16 protein-coding genes are annotated in these 22,149 nt (G+C 55.8%); 10 read left to right on the top strand and 6 right to left on the bottom strand.

Annotated elements, in window-relative coordinates:
- Positions 1 to 5: 5 nt before the first annotated feature.
- The 9 genes from addB (at position 6) to RT52_RS12275 (ending at position 15,537) form a co-directional block, all read left to right on the top strand.
- Complete coding sequence (gene addB / locus RT52_RS12315; RefSeq protein ID WP_034817757.1) at positions 6 to 3,446, top strand: helicase-exonuclease AddAB subunit AddB; 3,441 nt, start codon at positions 6 to 8, stop codon at positions 3,444 to 3,446.
- A complete protein-coding gene (gene addA, locus RT52_RS12310; protein ID WP_034817756.1) occupies positions 3,430 to 7,032 on the top strand; it encodes a helicase-exonuclease AddAB subunit AddA in 3,603 nt (1,200 codons plus the stop codon). Before addB ends, addA begins: the two co-directional genes overlap by 17 nt.
- 113 nt (positions 7,033 to 7,145) lie before the next feature.
- Positions 7,146 to 7,508 carry a response regulator gene (locus RT52_RS12305; RefSeq protein ID WP_021066686.1) on the top strand — a complete coding sequence of 121 codons (363 nt, stop codon included), beginning with the start codon at positions 7,146 to 7,148 and terminating at the stop codon, positions 7,506 to 7,508.
- Positions 7,505 to 10,063 (top strand): sensor histidine kinase, encoded by a 2,559-nt coding sequence (locus tag RT52_RS12300; RefSeq protein ID WP_034817755.1) that lies wholly within the window; start codon positions 7,505 to 7,507, stop codon positions 10,061 to 10,063. The genes RT52_RS12305 and RT52_RS12300 overlap by 4 nt, the downstream gene beginning before the upstream one ends.
- Before the next feature lie 115 nt (positions 10,064 to 10,178).
- A complete protein-coding gene (locus RT52_RS12295; protein WP_034817754.1) occupies positions 10,179 to 10,559 on the top strand; it encodes a YisL family protein in 381 nt (126 codons plus the stop codon).
- A gap of 101 nt (positions 10,560 to 10,660) precedes the next feature.
- Positions 10,661 to 11,662 (top strand): class I SAM-dependent methyltransferase, encoded by a 1,002-nt coding sequence (locus RT52_RS12290; protein ID WP_034817753.1) that lies wholly within the window; start codon positions 10,661 to 10,663, stop codon positions 11,660 to 11,662.
- 71 nt (positions 11,663 to 11,733) lie between these two features.
- On the top strand, positions 11,734 to 13,257 hold the full coding sequence (locus RT52_RS12285; RefSeq protein ID WP_152545886.1) for a phytoene desaturase family protein: 1,524 nt from the start codon (positions 11,734 to 11,736) through the stop codon (positions 13,255 to 13,257).
- Entirely contained in the window at positions 13,254 to 14,729 is a 1,476-nt protein-coding gene (locus RT52_RS12280; RefSeq protein WP_034817752.1) for a phytoene desaturase family protein, read from the top strand. Before RT52_RS12285 ends, RT52_RS12280 begins: the two co-directional genes overlap by 4 nt.
- A complete protein-coding gene (locus RT52_RS12275) occupies positions 14,698 to 15,537 on the top strand; it encodes a phytoene/squalene synthase family protein (protein ID WP_034817751.1) in 840 nt (279 codons plus the stop codon). Before RT52_RS12280 ends, RT52_RS12275 begins: the two co-directional genes overlap by 32 nt.
- A 422-nt stretch (positions 15,538 to 15,959) precedes the next feature.
- Here the strand turns inward: RT52_RS12275 and RT52_RS12270 are convergent, their stop codons facing one another.
- From RT52_RS12270 to ybaK, 6 genes are all read right to left on the bottom strand, one after another.
- Entirely contained in the window at positions 15,960 to 17,426 is a 1,467-nt protein-coding gene (locus RT52_RS12270; RefSeq protein WP_034807207.1) for a phytoene desaturase family protein, read from the bottom strand.
- A gap of 23 nt (positions 17,427 to 17,449) precedes the next feature.
- The gene (locus tag RT52_RS12265; protein WP_034817749.1) at positions 17,450 to 18,517 is read right to left on the bottom strand and encodes a glycosyltransferase family 2 protein; all 1,068 of its coding nucleotides are present in this window, start codon (positions 18,515 to 18,517) and stop codon (positions 17,450 to 17,452) included.
- Entirely contained in the window at positions 18,514 to 19,212 is a 699-nt protein-coding gene (locus tag RT52_RS12260; protein ID WP_034807211.1) for a lysophospholipid acyltransferase family protein, read from the bottom strand. The genes RT52_RS12265 and RT52_RS12260 overlap by 4 nt, the downstream gene beginning before the upstream one ends.
- Positions 19,178 to 19,927 carry a carotenoid biosynthesis protein gene (locus tag RT52_RS12255; RefSeq protein WP_034817748.1) on the bottom strand — a complete coding sequence of 250 codons (750 nt, stop codon included), beginning with the start codon at positions 19,925 to 19,927 and terminating at the stop codon, positions 19,178 to 19,180. Before RT52_RS12255 ends, RT52_RS12260 begins: the two co-directional genes overlap by 35 nt.
- Positions 19,928 to 20,017: 90 nt before the next feature.
- Entirely contained in the window at positions 20,018 to 20,716 is a 699-nt protein-coding gene (gene pssA, locus RT52_RS12250) for a CDP-diacylglycerol--serine O-phosphatidyltransferase (RefSeq protein ID WP_034807214.1), read from the bottom strand.
- A 17-nt stretch (positions 20,717 to 20,733) separates the two neighbouring features.
- Positions 20,734 to 21,198, bottom strand: coding sequence for a Cys-tRNA(Pro) deacylase (gene ybaK, locus RT52_RS12245; protein ID WP_034817746.1), 465 nt, complete (start codon positions 21,196 to 21,198; stop codon positions 20,734 to 20,736).
- A 155-nt stretch (positions 21,199 to 21,353) separates the two neighbouring features.
- Between ybaK and RT52_RS12240 the strand changes: the two genes are divergently transcribed.
- Positions 21,354 to 22,091: an enoyl-CoA hydratase/isomerase family protein gene (locus RT52_RS12240; RefSeq protein ID WP_034807217.1), complete on the top strand. Its 738-nt coding sequence runs from the start codon at positions 21,354 to 21,356 to the stop codon at positions 22,089 to 22,091.
- Positions 22,092 to 22,149 lie beyond the last annotated feature (58 nt).

Below are 22,149 nucleotides of genomic sequence, written 5' to 3'. Positions count from 1 at the left end.
CCTAAATGACGGTCACTTTTCATGTCGGACGTTCCGGGAGCGGAAAGAGCGAAACGATGATGCGTCACATCATCAAGGAACTCAAACGCGACCCGAGCGGACCGACCATCTACTTATTGGTACCGGACCAAATGTCATTTGAGATGGAACGGAAGATGGCGATGACGGACGGCTTGACGGGTTCGACCCGAGTGCAAGTGTTATCGATGCGCCGCCTTGCGTTCTTGCTCATGCGTGACCACGGCATCTCGACCGAACAGTTTTTGGATCAGACGGGGACGCATCTGTTGTTGCGTCGCGTCGTCGAGATGAACGAGGAGCGGCTGACACTGTTCCGACGGACGATGAACCAATACGGGTTTTATGAGGAGTTGAACACGCTCATCACGATGTTGAAGCGTGGGCTCGTCGACCCGGAACAATTGCTCCGCTTGAGCGAGCAAGATCCGCATCGGGCGTTAAAGTTACAAGACTTATCGATTCTATATGAAGGGTTCATGGCGATGACGGCCGGTAAGGCGCTCCATGCGGAAGACTATTTCAACGTCATGCTCGAGCTGTTACCAGAGGTTGACTTGACGGGCACGCAGTTTTACGTCGACGGGTTCAACGAGTTCTCCGAGCAAGAGCTCGCCGTCCTCGTCGCGATTGCCGAGAAAGCCCCGCTGTCGGTCTTATTGACGATTGATCCGGACACGCTCTATCGGCCGAATCCGCTCTTCGGTCCGACGCAGCGGACACTCATGCGGTTCAAAGAACGACTGTCCGAGTCACGAATCAGCTCGACAGACGTGCCGCACGATGGCGCGAAGCGGTTCACGCATCCGAGTCTCGCCTATCTCGAGGCGACGTTCGGCCAAATGACCGCGGCACCTTATACGCGCGAAACGAACCACGTCTCGCTCGAGGCCGCCGTCGATCGGACGGTCGAGGTGGAGGCGGCTGTCCGTGAAGTGATGCGGCTCGTCCGCGAAGACGGGTACCGCTATCGAGATATCGCCTTCGTCTCGCGTTCGCTTGAAGCGTATGGGGACTTGGCATCACAGGCCCTGCAGAAAGCGGCATTGCCGTTCTTTCTCGATGAGCGGCAACCGATGCTCGACCATCCCGTGGTCGAACTGTTGAAGGCGACCGTCGACATTGCCCTCCGCGGCTATCGGGAAGAGCCGGTGTTCCGCGCGCTCAAGACGGAGCTCGTCTTACTCGACGCCGAGCATCGCCGCACGTCGGTCGATCGACTCGAGGCGTTCGTCATCGAACGCGGCATCAAGCATTACCATTGGCACGACGAGTGGCAATTGAAGCGCCGGGCTGAGGACGAAGCGAAGCTTACCGGGGAAGAACTCGATCTCGAGACCGCGCTCAACCGTTATCGCCAGACCGTCGTCGACACGTTCGACCCGCTCCTGGCTGACTTGAAGGCGGCCAAGACGATGCAGGCATACACGCATGCCATCTATCACTTTCTGGAGCGAATCGATGTCGCCGCTTGTCTATCGTATTGGCGCGACGAGGCGCTCGAGGACGCCCGATTGCTCGAGGCCCGCGAGCATACGCAAGTTTGGGACGCGGTGTTGCACTTACTTGAACAGCTCGAGGCGGCCGCGCCGGAAGAGACGCTCTCGACGGAACTGTTCTTGCAGATGATGGACACCGGACTCGATAGTCTGCGTTATGCCCTCGTGCCTCCGTCGCTCGATCAATTGACGGTGACGGATTATGTCCGGGGGCGTCTCATCGATAAGAAAGTCATCTTTTTACTCGGGGCGAACGAGGACCAAATCCCGCTCGTCGCGACGCAGTCGAAACTGTTGACCGACCACGATCTCGACTTCATGCATGAGCATGGCGTACGGGCCGGAAAAGCGACCGAGCATCTGTTTGACGATGAGACGTATTACGTCTATAAAGCGCTGACGGCACCGAGTCATCGGTTGTACGTCAGCTATGCGCTAGTCGACCGGAGCGGGAAGGCGATTCAGCCGGCTGGGTTCGTCGCCGACATCAAGACGCGCCTGTTGAATGGCGCCGTCGTCAAGACACACTTCGCCGAGGCCGGTGAGCATCGTCCGGCCGATCAACTTCGCTTCATCACGAACGTCAACCAGACGGCGGCCGTGACCGCACTCGAGTTGCAACGCCTCAGCCGACACTATCCGATTCAAGACACATGGTTCGCTGTTTATAACGAGCTACTCAAGCATCCGGAAGGACGCGCGCGCATCCGTCTGTTGACGAGCGCCTTGTTTTATCAGAACGTACCGGAGCCGCTCTCAAAAGACGTGGCCAAGTCACTTTACACGAACTCGATTCGGGCGAGCGTGTCCCGACTCGAGACGTTCCAGGCGTGCCCGTTCCGCCACTTCGCGAGTTACGGGCTTCGCCTCAGGGAGCGCCGCTTGTATCGGCTCGAGGCACCGGATATCGGGAACTTGTACCATCGAACGATCGAACACATGTCTCAAACCGTGAAGATGGACGGGAAGGAGTGGCGCGACGTCGATCAAGCCGAGTGCGTGACACTCGCCGAGTCTGCCGTCGAACTCGTCACCCCGGAGATTCAGCATGCGATTTTAATGAGCTCGAACCGCTATGGATATTTGAAGAAGAAATTGACCGACGTCGTCACGAAGACGGCCGAAGTGTTGATTGAACAGTCGAAACGAGACGGGTTCGATCCCGTAGCGTTCGAGCTCGCATTCGGCAGCGGCAACTTCCCGCCCGTCTCGTTCACGCTCAGCAACGGGGCGACGTGTGAACTCGTCGGCCGCATCGACCGGGTCGACACGGCACAGGTCCATGACCAGCTTTACGTCCGGATCGTCGACTACAAGTCGAGCAAGCGCGATATCGATTTCGCTGAGATTTATTACGGTCTCGCCATGCAGATGCTCATCTATTTGAAAGTGTTGATTGAGCAGGCCGATGCCTGGACGAAAGAGAACGTCGCACCAGCAGCGGCGCTCTATTTCCACGTCCACCGGCCGCTCGTCACACCGGGCGGGACGGAGGCTGACACGGCGCGTAAAGTGCTCGAGTCGTATCAGATGCAAGGGCTGCTCGTCGACGACCCGGAAGTGCTCGACATGATGGACCGGACGGCGAAGGCGGAAGCGAAAAAATCGATCGTCATCCCGGTCAAATATAAGAAAGACGGGACGATTGATGCGAACACGGTGAAGAAAGTCGTCACGCCACCGCAACTCGAACAGTTGATGGACCACGCCATTGATATAGCCGAGGCGAGCGCCGAGGCGATGTATGACGGCACAATCGGTGTCGAGCCGTACGAGTACAAGGAGCGCCGTCCGTGCCAGACGTGTCCGTATCAGAGCGTCTGTCATTTTGACGAGGCGCTCGCCAATGAGCCGCGACAGTTGAAGAAGCTAGAGAAAAACGATGTGCTATCAAGATTAGGAGGTGACGCCGATGAAGTGGACGAATGACCAACAAGCCGCCATCGACGCGAGAGATTCACACGTGCTCGTCTCGGCAGCGGCCGGTTCCGGGAAGACGGCCGTCCTCGTCGAACGGCTCGCGAGCCGACTGCTCGATGAAAACGACGACTTGACGGCCGACCGCATGCTCGTCGTCACGTTCACGAACGCGGCAGCGGCAGAGATGAAACGGCGAATCGCCAAAGCGCTCGACGGGGCACTTCGTGATGACCCGGATAACGACTACGTCCGGCGGCAACGTCAAATGCTCAACCGGGCGCTCATCACGACGATTCACTCGTTTTGCTTAGAAGTGATTCGGGAGAACTATTATTTGCTCGACCTCGACCCGGCGTTTAAAATCGCCGAGGAACGAGATTTGGTGCTCCTTCAAGACGACGTCCTCGAAGACGTCCTTGAAGAAGAATACGGGAAACAAGACAGCGGCTTCTTCGCCCTTGTCGACGCCTATACGTCAGACCGGGGCGACAATGAGCTTGAAGAGCTCATCCTCGGATTGTATCACTATGCCCGGACGCTCCCGGACCCGGAGGCGTACTTGGATGAACTCGTTTCGCTCTATCAGATGGACAGCGACCCGGACGAAGAGCCGCTCTTAATCGAGTTCGGCCGTGTGTTGTTCACCGATATCGAACGGGCGCTTCGGCAGCTCCGACGTGTCGGCATCGAGCTTCGTCTTGCCGGTTACGAGGCCCAAGCTGAGAACGTGCTCGCCGCGATTGCCCCGTTCGAACGAATCGAGGCGGAGACGTTGAAATGGAGCGAGCTCGAGACGGCGGCACGGGCCGTCAAGTTTGGCACGATGAAGTCGGTCAAACGGGTAGACGAGCATGCCATCTATCATAACGTGTTAAAACCCGCGTACGATCAGGCGAAGAAAAAATTGACGGATGCGCTCACGGAGGCGAGCGTGAGCGGGGCCGACCATCTCGAGGCCCTCGCGGCGCAACGTCCGCTCGTCGAGACGCTCGTCGGGACGGTCCGGACGTTCGCCGTCGCTTACGAGCAGGCGAAGCGCGACCGGGCGTTCGTCGACTTCAGTGACCTTGAACATTACGCCCTCGCCATCTTGCGAGAAGGGGACGCGCCGTCCTCAGTCGCTTCGCTCTATAAACAACGGTTCGTCGAGGTGCTCATCGATGAGTACCAAGATACGAACGAGATTCAGGAGACGATTATCGGTCTGGTCAGTCAAGAAGACGAACAAGTCGGCAACCTGTTCATGGTCGGCGATATCAAGCAGTCGATCTATCGCTTCCGTCACGCCGAGCCAGGCCTCTTCATCGACAAGGCGACGCGATTCAAACGAACGGAGGCGGGCCAGCGCATCGACTTGTCACAAAATTTCCGCAGCCGGGCCGAAGTGCTCCACGGCATCAACGATTTGTTCATTCAGTTGATGGACGAGGAAGTCGGAGAAATCGCATACGACGAGGCGGCCCGTCTCGTGCCAGGCCGCGACTACGAGCCGCTCGAGGCGAGTCCGGAGCTCGTGCTCGTCAACGGACAGAGCCACGAGTTGTCGAAGCAAGAACTTGAAGGTCGAGCGATCGCGACACGCATTTTAGAGCTCGTCTCAGGCGACGAACCGTTCAAAGTGACCGATGAAGAGACCGGGTTACTCCGCTCATGTGAATATCGGGATATCGTCATTCTCGTCCGATCGAAGAAAGAACGAGTCGAACAGTTGATGGATATCTTGACCCAATACAATATCCCGGCGTACACCGACTCGGACGGCGGCTACTTCCAGGCGACGGAGATTCGGATGATGTTGTCTGTCTTGAAACTGATTGACAACCCGCTCCAAGACATCCCTCTCGCTGGGGCACTCCGTTCTCCGATGTTCGGTTTCACGGACGAAGAGCTCGCCAAGATTCGCCTCGAGTCGGAGGAGTCGTTCTATGACGCTTTGAAGATGAAGGCGGACGATGAGGATGAGCTCGGCTTGAAGTGCGGTGAGGTGCTCGACCGACTCTCGATGTGGCGAACGTTCGCCCGCAACCACAGCCTGTCTGAACTGATTCAACAAGTGTTCAACGATACCGGGTTTTATGATTTTGCCGGCGGTCTGCCGGGTGGGAAAGGTCGCCAAGAGAACTTGAAGGCACTCTATGACCGAGCGCTCTCCTACGAGCGGAGCGGGTATCGGGGGCTGTATCGGTTCTTACGTGTGATGGATCGATTGCAGGATAACGGGGAGGACTTGTCGGAAGCCAGGTCGCTCGGGGAAGAAGAGAACGTCGTCCGCATCATGACGGTCCATAAATCGAAAGGGCTTGAATTCCCGGTGACAATCGTCGCCCAGCTCGGCAAGCAGTTCAACAAGCGTGATCAAATGCAACGGGTCATCTTCCATAAACGGTACGGCATCTCCTTGGATGCGATCGACGTCATCACGCGGACACGCACCGAGACGTTCGTCAAAGAGATGATTCGCCGAGACCTCGACAAGACGATGAAAGCCGAAGAGATGCGCGTCTTGTACGTCGCGTTGACCCGGGCGAAAGAAAAATTGATTTTAGTCGGCACCGTCGCCGACCCGATGAAGCAAGTGCACGATTGGCTACACGTCGAGAGTCATGGCGAGGCGTTATCGGCCGAGGCAAGACGTGACGCCAAGACGTATTTGGATTGGGTCGCGCCGGCACTTCTCAAACTCGAGGGCGCCGCCCCGTTCCTTGAACGAAACGGCCTCCCGGTCTTTCGCGGGATGCCAGAGGCGACGCGCTGGACGTACCGTATCATCGCCGAAGACGATTTGGCCGAAGTGGCCGCGCTCCAAGAGATGATGGCGCAGCTCCATCACGTCAAACAGTTCGAAGCGATCGACTTCCCCGTCAAACGTGAGCAAGAAGTGACGGAGGCGGTTCGACGGGCGTTCGCTTACACGTATCCGGCCCAGGCCGCGACGGAGACGGCCGCCAAACAGACCGTCACCGAACTGAAACGGGCGATGCAACTGGAAACGGCGGCGTTTGAAGAGACGTTCCGGGCGACGGACACGCCGTATCGGGAACCGAAGTGGAAACAGACGGACCAGACCGGTGCCGAGCGCGGGACGACGCTTCACTTGTTGTTCCAACTGCTCGACCCAAGACAACCGATCGCGCCCCAAATCGACCGGCTCGAGAATCATCAGATGCTCAGCCCGGTCGAAGCGAAGACGGCCCGGCTCGCCATGGCAGATATCGAGACATTTTTTGACGCCCCGATCGGCCGGGCGTTGACCGAGGCGTTAGCGAAAAATCAGGCGTGGCGCGAGTTGCCGTTCACGTATGCCGTGCCGGCCGAACGCGTCAATCCAGACGGTGCGTTCACGGACGAACGGGTGCTCATCCAAGGGATTATCGACTGCCTCTTCTTTGACGGCGAGACGTATGTGCTTCTCGACTATAAATCCGACTCGGTGCTCTACTTGACGGACTCGGATGAGGCGGCGAGACAGATGTTGCGCGAACGCTATACGGTTCAACTCTCGCTTTATCGCGAGGCCATCGAATCGATTTGGGGAATTACGGTCGGGCAGACGGTCATTTACTCGCTCGATTTACAAGACGTTGTTTCAATATAATATAGACGGGAATTGTTTTCAGGTGTACGGTTATAAACCGTGCACCTTTTGTTTTGTGATTATGAAATAAATCCGGTAAAATAATGAAATGGAATGAAAATGGAGGAATCGTCATGGTAAAAATCCTACTCGCAGAAGATGAAGAAGTATTACGCATGCTCGTTTTAGATACGTTAGAAGATGAAGGCTACGACATCGATGAGGCACCAGACGGCCTCGAAGCATACCGTTTGATTGAACAGAATGAATACGATCTCGTTATCGTTGACCATATGATGCCCGGCATGACCGGCCTAGAAGTCATCGAGAAGGTCCGAAAATTACCGGGACGTCAACATACGAAAGTGATGATGTTGACGGCGAAGAGTCAACAATCTGACCGTGATTGCGCGAACGAGATTGGTGTCGACTACTTCATCTCGAAACCGTTCAGTCCGCTCGAACTCGTCAAAATTATAGGAGGCATCGTGAATTGAACAGATGGTTTAAGCAAAAGCTCGGCCGTGACATCATGGTCGTCCTCTATACATTTTTAGCGGTTGCTTTAATTGGGTCTGGCATCGCTTACTGGTACGTCGAGAATCGTCTCGAAGCGAACGAGGCGCGCCTTCGTGAGGTCGACGAGCGCATCAGCCGATTGAACACGCTTTGGGACGAGTGGCAAGGGGCGCAGTACGATTCGCGCGGCTATTTGTTGTTCGGCGATACGGCGGCGCTCGATCGGGCCCGCTCGAAAGAAAATGAGTTCCAACAAGAAATCAATTGGTTCAAGAGCGTCGTCCAGACGCGGCAAGGCGAGATTTTTGCGGACGACCTGCAAAATTTCCATGACTTTTATTTTGATGTGATTTTACCGGTCACGCTCGAATACGGGGAGTCGCGGAGCGAAGGTGAGGTCATCGAGACGTTCATCGACCCGGAGACGGTCGCGTCGCTCCCGACGGCCCAGCGTTTGATTGAGCAAGGTGTCGTCCAGTTTAGTCCGGAGCGCGGCATCGACACGCTCGGTCCGATTCAACAAATCGAGACGTCGCTCACGGACTACAAAGGGCTCATGGGCAGCGAAAAAGAGAAAGTATATACCGAATGGCGGCAAAACAATAACATTTTGCAGTTCTTATGGATTGCAAGCATCGTGTCGTTCGCCATCCTGATCCTTTTGTTCGTCCAACCGTTCTTGCGTCGCCAGTCGCGTCTAATTTCACGCCTCTCGGTCGCATCGGACCGCCTCTTGAAGGGTGAGATCGTCGATTTGAGCGATCAGATGGTCCGCGAAGACGAAATCGGGACGATGTCTCGCTCGTTCAACAAGATGGCCGAGACGCTTCGTGACAATGAGCGCCACTTGATTGAGAAGAATCACGAGCTTCAGGCGCAACAAGAAGAACTGATTGCCCAGCAAGAAGAGTTGCAAGCGCAACAACAAGAACTCGAAGAGATTCTCGAGCAGACGCAACAGAACGAGCAACATTTGGCGTACCGGAACGAGTTGACGGAGACGCTCGCAGCCCGCGACTCGTTGACGGCGTATCCAGAGATTATCGAGAAACTCGTCGCGATCACAGACTCGGAAGTCGGGGCACTCGTCTTCGTCGACGAGGCCGGCTCGTATTCAGTGACGAGCCACGGCCTAAACGAGACGCTCACGCGTCAGCTGCTTGAAAGTGAGAACTCGGTCCTCACCCGGGCGATGACGCTCCGGACGACGGTCCATTCGTCGAAACAAGTCGCAAGTGACCATCCGCTCCCGTATCCGTACTATATGTACGAGACGGCGGTCCCGGTCCACGACCCGACCGACGATACGATTATCGCGTTCATCTATCTCGTCCGCTATAAGGACCGTTTCACCCAGACGCAGATGGGCGACATCATGTCGTTCGCGCGTCAGCTGTCGCTCTCGCTTCTCCGGATGCGTCTCTTCGAAGAGATGACCCGTGAGAAAGGGAAGACCGAGCGGATTCTCGATTCGATTCGCGAAGCCGTCATTTACGTCGAGCACGCGACCGACGACGTCTTCGTCAACCGTCCGCTCTATGAAATGTTCCCGGAACTCGACGAGATCACATCGAACGAACTCGCCGAGCTGTCTTGGAACGAGTGGCGCGAGACGATTTCGACGACGGTCGACCAAGAAGACGATTTCCTGAAATATACGGAACGACTTTTCACTGACGACTTCCCGCATGACAGCGTCAGCTTCTCGATCCGTAAAGGCGAGATGAACCTACAGATGTACGCCGAACGGATCATCGTCGGCGGCATCTCGAAAGGGACGCTCCTCGTCTTCCGTGACATCACGAGCGAGACGGAGGCCGAACGGTTGAAGAGCGAGTTCATCTCGACGATCTCGCACGAGTTGCGCACGCCGCTCTCTTCGATTTATGGGTTCACCGAGCTCATGGTCAAGAAACAGCTGCCAAACGAGAAACAGGCGAAGTATTTGGAGACGATTCATGCCGAGACGGAGCGCCTGACGCATCTCGTCAACGACTTCCTCGACGTGCAGCGGATGGAAGCGGGCAGTCAAATGTATGACCGCGAACAACTCGACGTCGAGCCGGTCATCCGCGACATGATGACGTTCTATGAGGCCTCATCGTTGAAGCACCAGTTCGAGCTCATCACATCCGACGACCGTCCGTATGAGCTGTATGCTGACTGTCAGAAGTTTAAGCAGCTGATGAGTAATTTGCTGTCGAATGCAGTGAAATATTCACCGCACGGCGGTAAAATCACGGTCGAATTGGCCCACCACGACCAGTCCGTGTCGATTAAAGTGAAGGACGAAGGGATCGGAATCCCGAGCGAAGCGCTCGACCGCCTCTTCGACAAGTTCTATCGCGTCGACAACTCGGACAGCCGTGAGATTGGCGGTACGGGTCTTGGACTCCCGATTTGTCAGGAAATCGTCCGAGGCCATGCCGGTCAAATCCATGTCGAGTCCGTGCAGCATCAAGGGTCGACGTTCACCGTCGTCATCCCGAGCTATGAGCATGCTGTTCGCGAAGAGACACCGACGACCGTATAAAGGAAAGAGGGGTGCCCGAAGCCGGGTGTCCCTCTCTTTTTTTGCTCTCGCTTGACCGGTCACAGGTTTATTCGTGTACAATAAGGATTGTATATGATGAAAGGGGGATAAATGAATGCCATTGACTGCATTCCTGCATACGCACGTGACAAGCTGGATTTTACTCCTCGTCTTGTTCGCCGTCGCGTACGTCGGCTACAAGAACGGGAACAAGAGCGGCAAAATCGCGCATATGGCGTTTCGCCTCATGCTTCTCGTCGCGTTCGGGACGGGACTTTATTTGTACTTACAATTGAACAGCGGAGGGATGTTCTACCACGTGAAAATCACGGTCGGACTCTTGACGCTCATCTTCGGCGAGGTGGCGCTCATCCGCATGAAGAAACAAAAGCCGGCCAGCGCCATGCTTGGCGGTTTCGCTGTCTTGTCGCTCGTGACAATCTTCATCGGTTACGCGCTTCCGTACGGCCAATCGTTTTTCAGCAACTTCATTTGAGCCGGATCCCACTTCACACATTGAAGTGGGATTTTTTTGTTTGTCCTCAAATTATTAGGGGAAAATACAAAAATCAGTGATAACGATGATGAGGTGAAACGATGGATCAACAGATGAATGAATGGTCGCGCGTGCTTCATGCGCGGAGATGGATGAAACAAACCGAGTCGTTCCTGCCGTTATGGCATGGCTATATTGGTTATAAGTACGGTTTATTTGATGCGCTCCAAGGCGGGGCCAGCTACGCGGAAATGACGCTTCGATTGAAGCGGCCGCTGACGAAACTCGCGCTCGAGCGCTGGCTTGATGTCGGTGTCGCCGTTCGACACTTGAAAAAGCGAGGATGGCGCTACTATCCAACGCGTAGCTTGAAGTATCAATTATCGCATGAAGATGAGCGTAGTATCGGCTTCATGTTGCAAGAGATGATGGAACTTCACATTCCGGCGCTCATCGCCTATCCGGAGTTTTTAGAGTCGGGGAAACAGAAGACGTTCGACGGGGCCACGCACGGCCAAGTCGTCGCCCAGACGTCGACGCTCGTCGAGACGGTCGCCTTCCCGATCGTGCAGCAACTCTTGCGTCAGGCAGACGTCAAGACGATGCTCGACATCGGTTGCGGCCACGGTGGCTATTTGCGTAAACTGCATGACCTCGAGCCGGACTGGAAATTGACGGGGATCGATTTGGAGGAAGACGTCATCGAAGAGGCACGGGAGAAAGATGAGACGGGTGAGATTCGTTACGAAGTGGCCGACTTCATGGAATGGGACCATGATGAACGGTTCGATGCCGTCATGATGAACAACATGCTCTATTACTTCTCGCCGGACGAACGGACGAAGCTACTCGGACGCATGCTCGAGAATCTAGATGAGCGTGGCGTCGCCGTCCTCGTCACGCCGCTCGCGGAGACCCCGCTCGGCGCACGCTTCGCCTCGGCGTTCAACGCGTTCATGACGCTCCACGATAATTTATATCCACTTCCTACGATTCGCGCCCTCCGTCGTCAAATGGAACAAAGCGGCTTCGGGAACGTCCGCTTCATCCCGTTCATCCCAGAAGGGTCTTGGTATATCGTCATCGCCGAACGTGGCGACTGACATAGACTACACACGGCGAGCCGATTCAGATTTGAACTTGTCTCGACTCGTTTCTATAATGGAGTAGAAGCATAAGAGACTATTCACATAGGGAGTTGTTCAACGTGTCGGAAAAAAGAGTTGCAGTCATCGGTGCCGGACCAGGAGGGCTCGCCGCAGCCATGATTTTGGCGAGCCGTGGCGTCTCTGTCACCGTGTTCGAGAAACAGCCGTTCGTCGGTGGACGGACGTCACGTCTACAAGTCGGGGAGTTCGCGTTCGATCGTGGCCCGACTTTTTTGAATATGCCATATATTCTAGAAGAGATTTTTGAAGAGACGGGACGGAACTTGCACGATTACGTCGAGATGAAACGGCTCGAGCCGATGTACGATCTATACTTCGACCGTGGCCGTCGCGTCTTGTCGATGACGACGGACCGTGACGAGATGTTCGAGGCGATTGAGGCACAGTTCCCGGGCAACGGGGAAGGGTATGAGCGATTCATGTCGGAGCAAGCGATCAAGCTGTCGAAGCTGATGCCGGTGCTTCAGACGGCGCACGACAGTTTGACCGATTACGTGTCGCTTCGTGTCTTGAAGGCGTTGCCGTTCCTCTCGATCGGTAAATCGCTCTATGACGTGTTATCGGAATACTTCACGAGCGAAGAGCTGAAATATGCGTTCACATTCCAAGCGAAATATCTCGGCATGTCGGCTTGGGAATGTCCGGGCGGATTCTCGATTTTGTCCTATATGGAACACGCATACGGCGTCCATCATCCGATTGGCGGCGTGAACCAGTTATGTACGGCGATGGCGCGCGTCATCGAGGAAGAAGGCGGGTCGATTCGTCTCGGTGAAGGGGTCGACCGGTTGTTGCTCGATGGGAAGAGTGTGAACGGGCTCGTCGCGAACAACGTCCACTACTCGTTTGATGAAGTGATTATCGGGGCCGACTTCGCCCACGCGATGACATCGCTCGTCCCGAACGGCACGTTATCGCGTTGGAGCCCCGAGCAGTTGCAGAAGAAACGCTACTCGTGCTCAACGTTCATGCTCTATCTCGGGCTCGACCGCTTGTATGACGTCGGCCACCATACGATTCATTTCGCTGACGATTACGAGCAAAACGTCAAAGAGATGACAAAAGACTTGAAGTTGAGCGACGACTTCTCGTTCTACGTGCAAAACGCCTCGAAGATCGACCCGACGCTCGCGCCAGCCGGCAAGTCCTCACTCTACGTGCTCGTCCCGGTACCGAACAACTTATCGAATTTGCCGTGGGAGACGCTCGAGCCGAAGATGACCGAACGAGTCCTCGACGCGCTCGAGACGCGTTCCCCGTATAAAGACATCCGGGACCACATCGAAGTGAAACAAGCGCTCACCCCGAAAGACTGGGAGGCGTTCGGCGTCTATGAAGGGGCGACGTTCAATCTGGGCCATAACTTGTCACAGATGATGTACTTCCGTCCGCACAACCAGTTTGAAGAACTCGACCACGTCTGGCTCGTCGGCGGCGGCACCCATCCGGGCAGCGGACTGCCGACCATCTTCGAATCGGCTCGCATCACGACGAACTTGCTTCGCGACCGGGCAGGTGTCGGCCAATGAACATCGGATTCGTCGGGGCCGGAATCGGCTCTTTGTATGCGGCGCTCTTATTGACGCATAAATACCCATCGTTGCAGGTCACGATTTATGAGAAGGAAGCGCGCGTCGGTGGACGTCTCAACTATGTCGAGTTCGACAACGGCGCCCGTGTCGATGAAGGCCCGACGATCGTGTTGTTGCCGTCGAAACTGAAACAGCAATTGAAACAGGCGGGTCTTCCCGAGACGGAAGTTGAGCTGCTCGAAATCGACCCGCTCTATCGCCTCCGTTATGAAGACGGGACGGCGTTCTACAAGTACCGCGACATCGAGCGGCAAGCGGAAGAAGTGGAGCGCATGTTCGGGGAAGGGGATGCTTTCCGCGGGTATATGACCCAAAAGCGCGACGAGTATCAAATCGGCTTTGAGTCGTTCTTAGACCGTGGCTATAAAGCAAAGTCGGATTTGTTCGAACCGAAGCTGTTGCTCCTCCTCATGCGCCTGAAGGCGTATGAGACGGCACATGAGAACATGAAACGATTCTTCAAAGACGAGCGTCTGCGCGTCGCCTATAGTCTGCAGACGCTCTATATCGGCGGTAACCCGTATGCGACGCCGTCGCTTTACGGTCTCATCCCATACCGTGAGCAAGAAGAAGGGGTCTGGTACGTCAAAGGAGGATATTTCTCACTCGCGACGAAACTAGAACAAGAGCTGAGACGTCGCGGTGTTCAGTTCAACCTGAACGCGCGTGTCGAACGTGTTCGTGTCGAGAACGGACGGGCGAACGCCGTCGTCGTCGACGGCGTCACCCATCCGCACGATGCGGTCGTCGTGAACGGGGACTTCCCGCTCATGGAGCGACTCATCGATGGCGTCAAACCGAAAGCATACGAGCCATCGAGCGCGACGCTTCTCTTGTACTTCACCGTCAACGGTGAGATTGAGTTGCCGGTGCATCAGTTTGACTTGCCGAACGATTTTGCCGGATCGATGCGAACCATCTTTGAAGATGGTAAACTGAGCGAGTACCCGGCGATGTACACGTTCAATCCGTCCCGGGTCGACCGAACGCTCGCACCCGAAGGCACAAGTGTGCTCTACGTCCTCGTACCGGTGCCGCGAAAGCTCGAGCGCTCTGATTTCGAGGCGAACGGGACGATCGATCACCTCGTCGGCCGGCTTGAGACGCTCGTACCGGGCTTCAGTGAGCGTGTCACCGAGATGAAACTTCGGACGCCGATGGACGCGGAGCGATTCGGTCTCTTTGAAGGCGGCAGCTTCGGCATCGCGCCGAAACTCTCGCAGTCGGCGGCGTTCAAACCGCAAGCCCGACCATATGCGCACATCGAACGGCTCTTCGCCGTCGGCGCCTCGGTACACCCGTGCGGTGGTGTCCCGATCGTGATGATTGGGTCCGAACTACTCGTGAAAAGAATGGAAGAAGAAATGGAGGCATTCTATGACGACACAAGAAGCGTATCGTCAATGTGAGGAAATCATGAAGAAAGGCTCGTTGACGTTTTATCGGGCCTTCTCTTTGCTCTCCAAGCCGGACCGTCAGGCGGTCGCGGCCGTCTATACGTTTTGCCGTCTGCTCGACGACGCCGTCGACGAATCCGACCGACCGGAAGCGAGCCTGACGGAGTTTTTGCATGACTTTAATCGCTTTTTGGCGAACGAAGACGTCGAAGGGGCTCTTTGGGTCGCGCTCCGTGATGTGTGGGGCCGTTATGACATGGACGTCGCGCCCTTCTTCGAGTTGGCCGAAGGGATGAAATGGGATTTACATAAGTCACGGTACGCGACGCTCGAGGAGACGGAACAATACAGCTATTATGCGGCCAGCACGGTCGGCTTAATGCTGTTGCCGATTCTCGTACCAGAGCCGGACGCGACCGAGAAGGCGAGCCTGAGGCAAGGCGCAATCGATCTCGGCATCGCCATGCAGTTGACGAACATCTTGCGTGACGTCGGCGAAGACTTGAGCAGGGACCGGATTTATCTCCCGCAAACGCTACTCGCTGAGTTCGGCGTCTCGGAGGCGGACTTGTTCGCCCGGAAAGTGACACCTGCGTTCATGGACGTCTGGGAGACGCTCGCCCGTCGAGCTGAATTCTTATATACCCGGGCGAGGGAAACACATCACCTCTACCCACCGGCGAGCCGGAAACCGGTACAGGCGGCAGCGCTCCTCTATGAAGGCATCTTAGACGCGGCAAGGGGGAACGCGTATGACGTGTTTACCAAGCGCGCGTACGTCTCGACGTTGCAAAAAGGAAAACTATTGGCACGACTGTGAGCGACCGCATAGGCGGCCGCTTTTTTTGCGCACAAAAAAACCACTTTTGGCGGGGGACCAAAAGTGGCGTAAGCGTTATGTGACCCGTCCGTCGGGGAAACGAACGAATCGGCTTGTGATGAACACCTAAAGATGTGCCTCGTCTCATGGGGAATGAAACGATGGGGCATCTTCGCTGAAACAGGATGCTTGATGGACTAAGGGGGAACATCAGATGCATGCTGATCCAGCTACGGCATACGAGTGGGGAAACTCGCTCATCATTTTTTCTCGGGTGTGACAAGTTCAAAACGCGATTGGCTCGGGGAAGCCATTCGATCGCTACAGGTGTAACAAACGTTACAATACTGCTTGAACTCGAATATGATATTATCACGTCTCAGACTTGTCGACAAGTGTCGAATCTTCTGTTCACAAAATGTTCAAATTGTCAGAGGTATGTCCTCTAACATCGAGCGGGCGGCGAGTTGTCCTGAAAGCGTGACCATCGGGCTCCCCCCGCCCGGATGGGTCGACCCGCCCGCGAACCAGATGTTCGAGACGTCTTCGGACCGGGCTGACGGGCGGAAGAAGGCGCCTTTCTTCGAGTTGGCGGACGTGCCGTAAAGCGCTCCGTAATAAGCGTAGAAGTCTCGGGTCAAGTCATGCGGGGTGACGCGATGATGATAGACGACGTCCGCGTCGTCCCACTCGACGCCGAACTTACGGAGGCGGCGACGGATGAGGTGTTCATACGTCTCGGCATCGATATCGGTCAAGTGGGCCGGGGCGTTGACGAGGATGAACAAGTTGTCCCCGGCTTCACCCATCGATGGGTCCGTATGGGACGAGTTCGAGATGTAAATCGTCGGCTCGTCCGCATAGCGCTCTTCCTCGAACAAGGCACGGAACTCGGCCTCATAGTCGTCAGAGAAGTAGACGTTATGATGGGCAAGATTCAATCGTTTGTTCAATCCGACCATGACGACGAATGCCGAGACGGACGGTTCGACCGTATCACGTGTCGGGACCGGGAACGACGGGCGATGGATCGCATCGACGAGACGCGGGTACTGCGTGAGCAACTCGCCGTTCAATAAGACGGCGTCGCACGATAACACGTCCTCCTCGTCGATGACGACGGCGTGGGCTTTGCCGTTCATCACTTCAATCTTCGTCACTTCTTGACCGAGCTTGAACTCGACGCCGAGTTCACTGGCCCGTTTGGCGAAGCCTTTGGCAATCGTCCAGTTTCCGCCTTTGGCGTAATACACCCCGTCATTCAATTCGAGGTGTGAGATGAGCGCGAACGTGCCCGGTGTGACGTAAGGGCTGCTGCCGATATATGTCGCGTAGCGGTCGAGCGCTTGAATGATGCGCGGGTCTTTGAAGTACTTCTTATGGAGCGCGTGCAGGCTCGTGAGCGGATGGACTTTCATCATATCGCTCCACAATCCGGTGTCCATTTTCGTCTCCATCCGGGTGAAGAAGCGCTTGTTCGCGATCTCGAACAGTTTCTCCGCCTCGTCCAAATAGTCGGCGAGTTGGTTTTGGTCGGCCTTGCCGCCCGTCAAGCGTCGGACTTCCTCTTCCATCTGCTCGCGTCCGGACCGGAACGTGAACGTCGAGCCGTCGGTGAAGTGGTTGACCGTATGCAAATCGAGTTTGACGAGCTCGAAGTAATCTTCCGGGTTCGCCCCACTGTTACGGATGACGGAACGGAACACGTCCGGCATGGTGATCGTGTTCGGACCGAAGTCAAAGCGATGGCCGTCGGTGATGACGGGCATGAGCTTGCCGCCGACGTGCTCGTTTTTCTCGATGACGGTGACGTCGTAACCGCGTGAGGCGAGGGTGACAGCGGCGCTCAAGCCGCCGAGACCGGCCCCGATGATGGCAATTTGTTTCATGGCGATGTGCCTCCTAACGTTTTCTAAGGGTACATGCGGCCTTTCCAAGTGATCGGTTGTCGTCTCCATTTACGGATGACCGCGCTCGCAAGCAACGCCAAGTAGGCGATGAGGCTGAACGGATGCAACCAAAACTGTCTTCCCCCTGATTTCAAATCGATGGCGAGCCGTGCGAGTAGGACGCAGAGGACCGCTCCGAGCGAATACCAGTCGGGCCGGACGAGTAGGGCGACGAACGCCGATGCTTGGACGCCGTAATAAAGAAAGAAATAAAGGGCGATGCCCACTGATTCATTCATTCCCTTGAATACGTTTTTTGAAAACCCGTTCCATACTTCTTCATTCGTGGCATACATGTCACACGTGATATACGGCGACACTTGTACGAGCGACGTCAATTTTTTTCGCCGTTTGAACTCCCGGCATAAATCGATGTCATCAATCAAAGAGTTGTGAATCGAGGCATGACCACCGACCTCGTCATAGCTCGTCCGTTCGACGAGGACGTTCATCCCGTTCGCTGCGGCGAAAGCGGGGTGACGGACTTTTCGCCAAAACAGCGGCAAGTGTTGGGCGATCAAGACGTGTTGCATCGGGATGAGCAGTTTTCCGAGCCATGTCGGGGTCGGGAAACGAGGGAAGCCGGACAAAAAGACGACTCCCTCACGCAGACGTGTCCCGTGTAGCCGGTCGATGAACGTCGGGTCGATGGTCACGTCGGCGTCGAGGAACAAGAGGTACGGTTCCGTCGTCCGGCTCGCCAACTGATGGCAGGCATGAACCTTCCCTGCCCATCCTTCGGGGAGCGGCACCCCACGAAAGATGGTGAAGCGGGGGTCGTCCGCAATCGATTGGACGAGCGCGGCGTATGTACCGTCGTCGGACCGGTCTTCGAATAAATAGACGTGACTCTCACGTGGAACGGCTTCCTTTAAGCTGGCGATCAGTTTCGGGACGTTCCGCTCCTCGTTCCGGAGTGGGATGCAGACGGCCGTCGGGGGAGAAGCGACGGGCTTGGTGAGCGGTCGTAAAAATAACAGGTTGACGAGCGTGAAGACGAGCATACAAAACGTCAGCGCGAATAGAATCATCGGCCGCCCCTCCTGAATGTCAAGAGGTGTTCGGTCCAGTCCGCGAGACTCCGCTTTGGCGGGAAGAGGGGGACATAGTTCGTCGATTGTTCGATGACATCGGCGCGCGTGTCGTCATAGAGCCGCTCGAGCGCCTCTGCCAACTCGCGCTTTTGGAGCCGTCTCGTTTCTGAGACGACCGTATAGTTCCGAAACCGGACGTACACGACCGGTGCGGCATGTGACTCGAACGCATAATAGATGGCGCAGAGCCGCACATCGGGTTTCGTCAGGAGCATCGTCGCCCCGGTGCCAATCTCGAGCGGGCGATGTTCTTGCGGGTACTCCCGTCCTTGTGGGAACACCCAGACGGACTTGCCTGCTTCGAGCAAGTCGGACGCATAGCCGAGCGAGGCCCGCACTTCGGACAAGTTCCCTTTTTGAATCGAAAACGCGCCGAGATGACGAAAGAACGGGAAGCGTCGCAAGCCTTCCTCATCCATTAAGACGTGGACGTCATGTCGTAAGTAATGCTGATTCAGCATGAGCAGGATGAGTCCGTCCCAAAACGAGCTGTGGGTCGCAAGGAACAGGCCAGGGGTCGGGACGTCATCGGCGCGTACGTTAATCGTATGGAAGAACGGACGGATTTGACGCTCTTTCACAAAAAGCGAGAAGACGTCATTGAACCATTTCTTTTTGTTCGACTCGATCATGGCGGACCCTCCGTTCGAAGTAGATGACGCTTGCGGTCAAGATGCTGAGCACGCCGATGCCGTACAAACCGGCGTTGACGGCCGTCACACCGAACAAGGCGTGCAACATGACGAACAAATAGCGGCCGTGCGTCAACAAGAGCGGTTCGGCTTCGACCTCGTAGCGGTCGAGCACCCACGAGAAGATGAGCGACAGACCGAACCAACCGAGGAAGTTCTGCGTCGGGATATCGTAATATAATCCACCGTTCGCCCATTCCCAATACCCTTTCACGTTCGCAGCGACCGGGTCGATCGCCATGTCGAGCCAGACGGCGAGAAACGGGACGAGCCAGAGCGTGCGTCGTTGAAAGTTAAAAAAGCGTGCCACGGCAAAACTTGCCCCGATGACGGCGAGCCAAGCGGCCCCGATCGTGACCGGGACACCGAACACGGTCGGACCGAACGCCTCGGCATAGAGATACTCGCTGAACGGGAAGCCCGTCTTCACACCGAGCGTCTCGACGGCGATTGACCCGAAAAAGATGAACGGGACGATCCATCTGGCGTGACGGACCCCGTCGGCAATCACGAACGCTCCGATGGCGCCAGCGAGCCACAAGAATACCGGGTTCGCCCATTCGAGCCAACTTGGGAGCAGGTCGAAACCGACCAAGATGACCCCGATGACGTACCAAACAACAAACCATTTCCAAATCCATGGATACACTTTCATTTCATCACCTCAAATACTATTCTAAAGAGGTTTTACTCGGGCGTCTAATGAATGCGTGCAAAAAAAGAGCCCCTCATGTCGAGGAGCTCGTCAGTTTGCCATGCTCTTCCGCTTTTTGACGAACGAGAAGGCGATGAAAAGGATATAAAACGGTACGGCGATGAACCAGAATGACGGCCACTCTTTCCAACGAGCGAAAATCATGTACGTCAAGTAGACGAGGCTGACCGTGATGATGAATGAGTGACGCGGGAGCGGCACTTCTTTGAAACTCGGGATGCGGACGCGGCTCACCATGAGGAGCGCGAGCCCCGTGAAAAAGATTGGGGTGAGTAGTTCGCTGACACGATCGCCGAACGTCGTGACGACAGCGAGTAGACCGCCTGCAGCCGTGATCGGGACACCGGAGAAGTAACTCGCAGTGACGTTCGTCGCCGACAAGTTGAACCGGGCCAGGCGATAGGCACCGAAGAGCGGGAATAAGGCGGCGAAGAACAGACCGTAGTTGCCATAGTCGATGAAGAACGTGTAATAGGCGAGTAAGGCTGGAGCCACGCCGAACGTGACGACGTCAGCGAGCGAGTCGAGCTCTTTTCCGAAATCCCCGGCGACGCCGAGCATACGGGCGAGCCGTCCGTCGAGACTGTCGAGCATCATGGCGATGATGATGAGTAACGTCGCGTTTGAGAAATCACCGCGCGCCGCATAGACGATGGCGATGACCCCGCAAAATAAGTTACCGAACGTAAACGAGTTAGGAACCCATGACCGGATTCGTTCTTTCCACATAATATTGCCTCCAATTTCTATTGAGTGAACCAGCGACCGTTCGTGAAACGGAGCAAATCGTCTGGCGTGAGTTCGAGTTGGGCGCCGCGTTTACCGGCGGAAATGATGATCGTTGCTTTTTCTTTCGCACTGTCGTGCAAAAAGACGGGGAACGCTTTTTTCGCCCCGATCGGTGAGACGCCACCGCGGATGTATCCGGTAAGCGCTTCAAGTTCTTTCATCGGGACAGGTGTGACTTTCTTGACGCCCCAAGCTTTCGCGGCCGCCTTTAAATCGATATCACGGTCGCCGGAGATGAGGAAGAAGGCGTGGCGCTTCTGTTCGCTTTCGAGACAAATCGTTTTATACAGTTGGTCGACCGGTTTTCCCATCGACGCAGCGACATGGCTCGCCGATACGTCCGACGGGTCCACCACGTATGTATGGAACGTGAACGGAATGTTTCGTTGCTTCAATTGTCGAGCGGCGTTCGTCAGTTGCATCAAGCCCACCCTTTCGTTGAATGACTTCTCTAAGAATAGCAAATAGTGGTAGTGTCGGGCAATCGTACACACGAAATTTTCATGTCAGGAAGGAAACAGTTTACGAAATGGCGAAATGAATAGCGATTCATTTATGAGAAGGGGGAGCAATAGACATGGAAACGATTCAAATCACGCGACATAACGGGGTAGGCTGGCTCAAATGGAATCGGCCTGAAAAGTTGAACGCGTTAAACGAGACGCTCTTAAAGGAGGCGACCGAGGCGATGAAAGGCCTCGTAGCTGACGAGGACGTACGCGTCATCGTGCTCGTCGGGGAAGGGCGGGCCTTCTCATCCGGTCAAGACTTGACGATTGAAGGGGATGCCGATTACGGGACATATTTAGAAGACGTGTATCATCCGCTCGTACGCGCGCTTGAGTCGTGCAAAAAACCGCTGATCGCCGGCATCCATGGGGTCGTCGCCGGTGCCGGGCTCAGCCTCGCGCTTGCTGCTGACGTCCGCATCGTGGCACGCTCGACGAAATTCAGCTCGGCGTTCATTAAAATCGGACTCGTCGCGGATGCGGGCGGACCGTATCACTTGAAGCGGTTGATGCGACCAGACCTCGCGCTCAGCTGGATGTGGAGCGGGCGAACGATTGACGCCGAACAAGCGGAACGCTTCGGTCTCGTCACCGAGCTCGTCGAAGATGACGCCTACACAAGAGCGTTGACGGAGTACGCCGAGGCGCTCGCGAAGCAGTCGCCGGTCGCCGTCGAAGGGATGAAGGCGCTATTCCGGACCGAATCGTTCGAGGCGGGGCTCGAAGAAGAGATTCAGTGGCAACGAAAATGTGGACAGACCGAGATTCATCGGCAAGCGATGCACGCCTTTTTGACGAAAAAATAAAGAGTGTGGGCAAATGGAGGAGATATTCGAAAAGGGTGTAGACGTTGGTCGTCTACAC

The sequence above is a fragment of the Exiguobacterium alkaliphilum 12/1 genome (assembly GCF_000714435.1).
Taxonomy (GTDB): domain Bacteria; phylum Bacillota; class Bacilli; order Exiguobacteriales; family Exiguobacteriaceae; genus Exiguobacterium; species Exiguobacterium alkaliphilum.
This window is presented reverse-complemented; position numbering and strand designations above follow the sequence as displayed.

Bases quoted from the DNA above. Each gene is read 5' to 3' on its own strand.
- ybaK (WP_034817746.1), bottom strand. From the start codon at position 21,198: ATGCAACTGACGAACGCCGCTCGACAATTGAAGCAACGAAACATTCCG.
- RT52_RS12265 (WP_034817749.1), bottom strand. From the start codon at position 18,517: ATGATTCTATTCGCGCTGACGTTTTGTATGCTCGTCTTCACGCTCGTC.
- RT52_RS12260 (WP_034807211.1), bottom strand. From the start codon at position 19,212: ATGATCGAGTCGAACAAAAAGAAATGGTTCAATGACGTCTTCTCGCTT.
- pssA (WP_034807214.1), bottom strand. From the start codon at position 20,716: ATGTGGAAAGAACGAATCCGGTCATGGGTTCCTAACTCGTTTACGTTC.
- addA (WP_034817756.1), top strand. From the start codon at position 3,430: ATGAAGTGGACGAATGACCAACAAGCCGCCATCGACGCGAGAGATTCA.
- RT52_RS12290 (WP_034817753.1), top strand. From the start codon at position 10,661: ATGGATCAACAGATGAATGAATGGTCGCGCGTGCTTCATGCGCGGAGA.
- RT52_RS12255 (WP_034817748.1), bottom strand. From the start codon at position 19,927: ATGAAAGTGTATCCATGGATTTGGAAATGGTTTGTTGTTTGGTACGTC.
- RT52_RS12270 (WP_034807207.1), bottom strand. From the start codon at position 17,426: ATGAAACAAATTGCCATCATCGGGGCCGGTCTCGGCGGCTTGAGCGCC.
- RT52_RS12280 (WP_034817752.1), top strand. From the start codon at position 13,254: ATGAACATCGGATTCGTCGGGGCCGGAATCGGCTCTTTGTATGCGGCG.
- RT52_RS12295 (WP_034817754.1), top strand. From the start codon at position 10,179: ATGCCATTGACTGCATTCCTGCATACGCACGTGACAAGCTGGATTTTA.
- RT52_RS12240 (WP_034807217.1), top strand. From the start codon at position 21,354: ATGGAAACGATTCAAATCACGCGACATAACGGGGTAGGCTGGCTCAAA.
- RT52_RS12275 (WP_034817751.1), top strand. From the start codon at position 14,698: ATGACGACACAAGAAGCGTATCGTCAATGTGAGGAAATCATGAAGAAA.
- addB (WP_034817757.1), top strand. From the start codon at position 6: ATGACGGTCACTTTTCATGTCGGACGTTCCGGGAGCGGAAAGAGCGAA.
- RT52_RS12305 (WP_021066686.1), top strand. From the start codon at position 7,146: ATGGTAAAAATCCTACTCGCAGAAGATGAAGAAGTATTACGCATGCTC.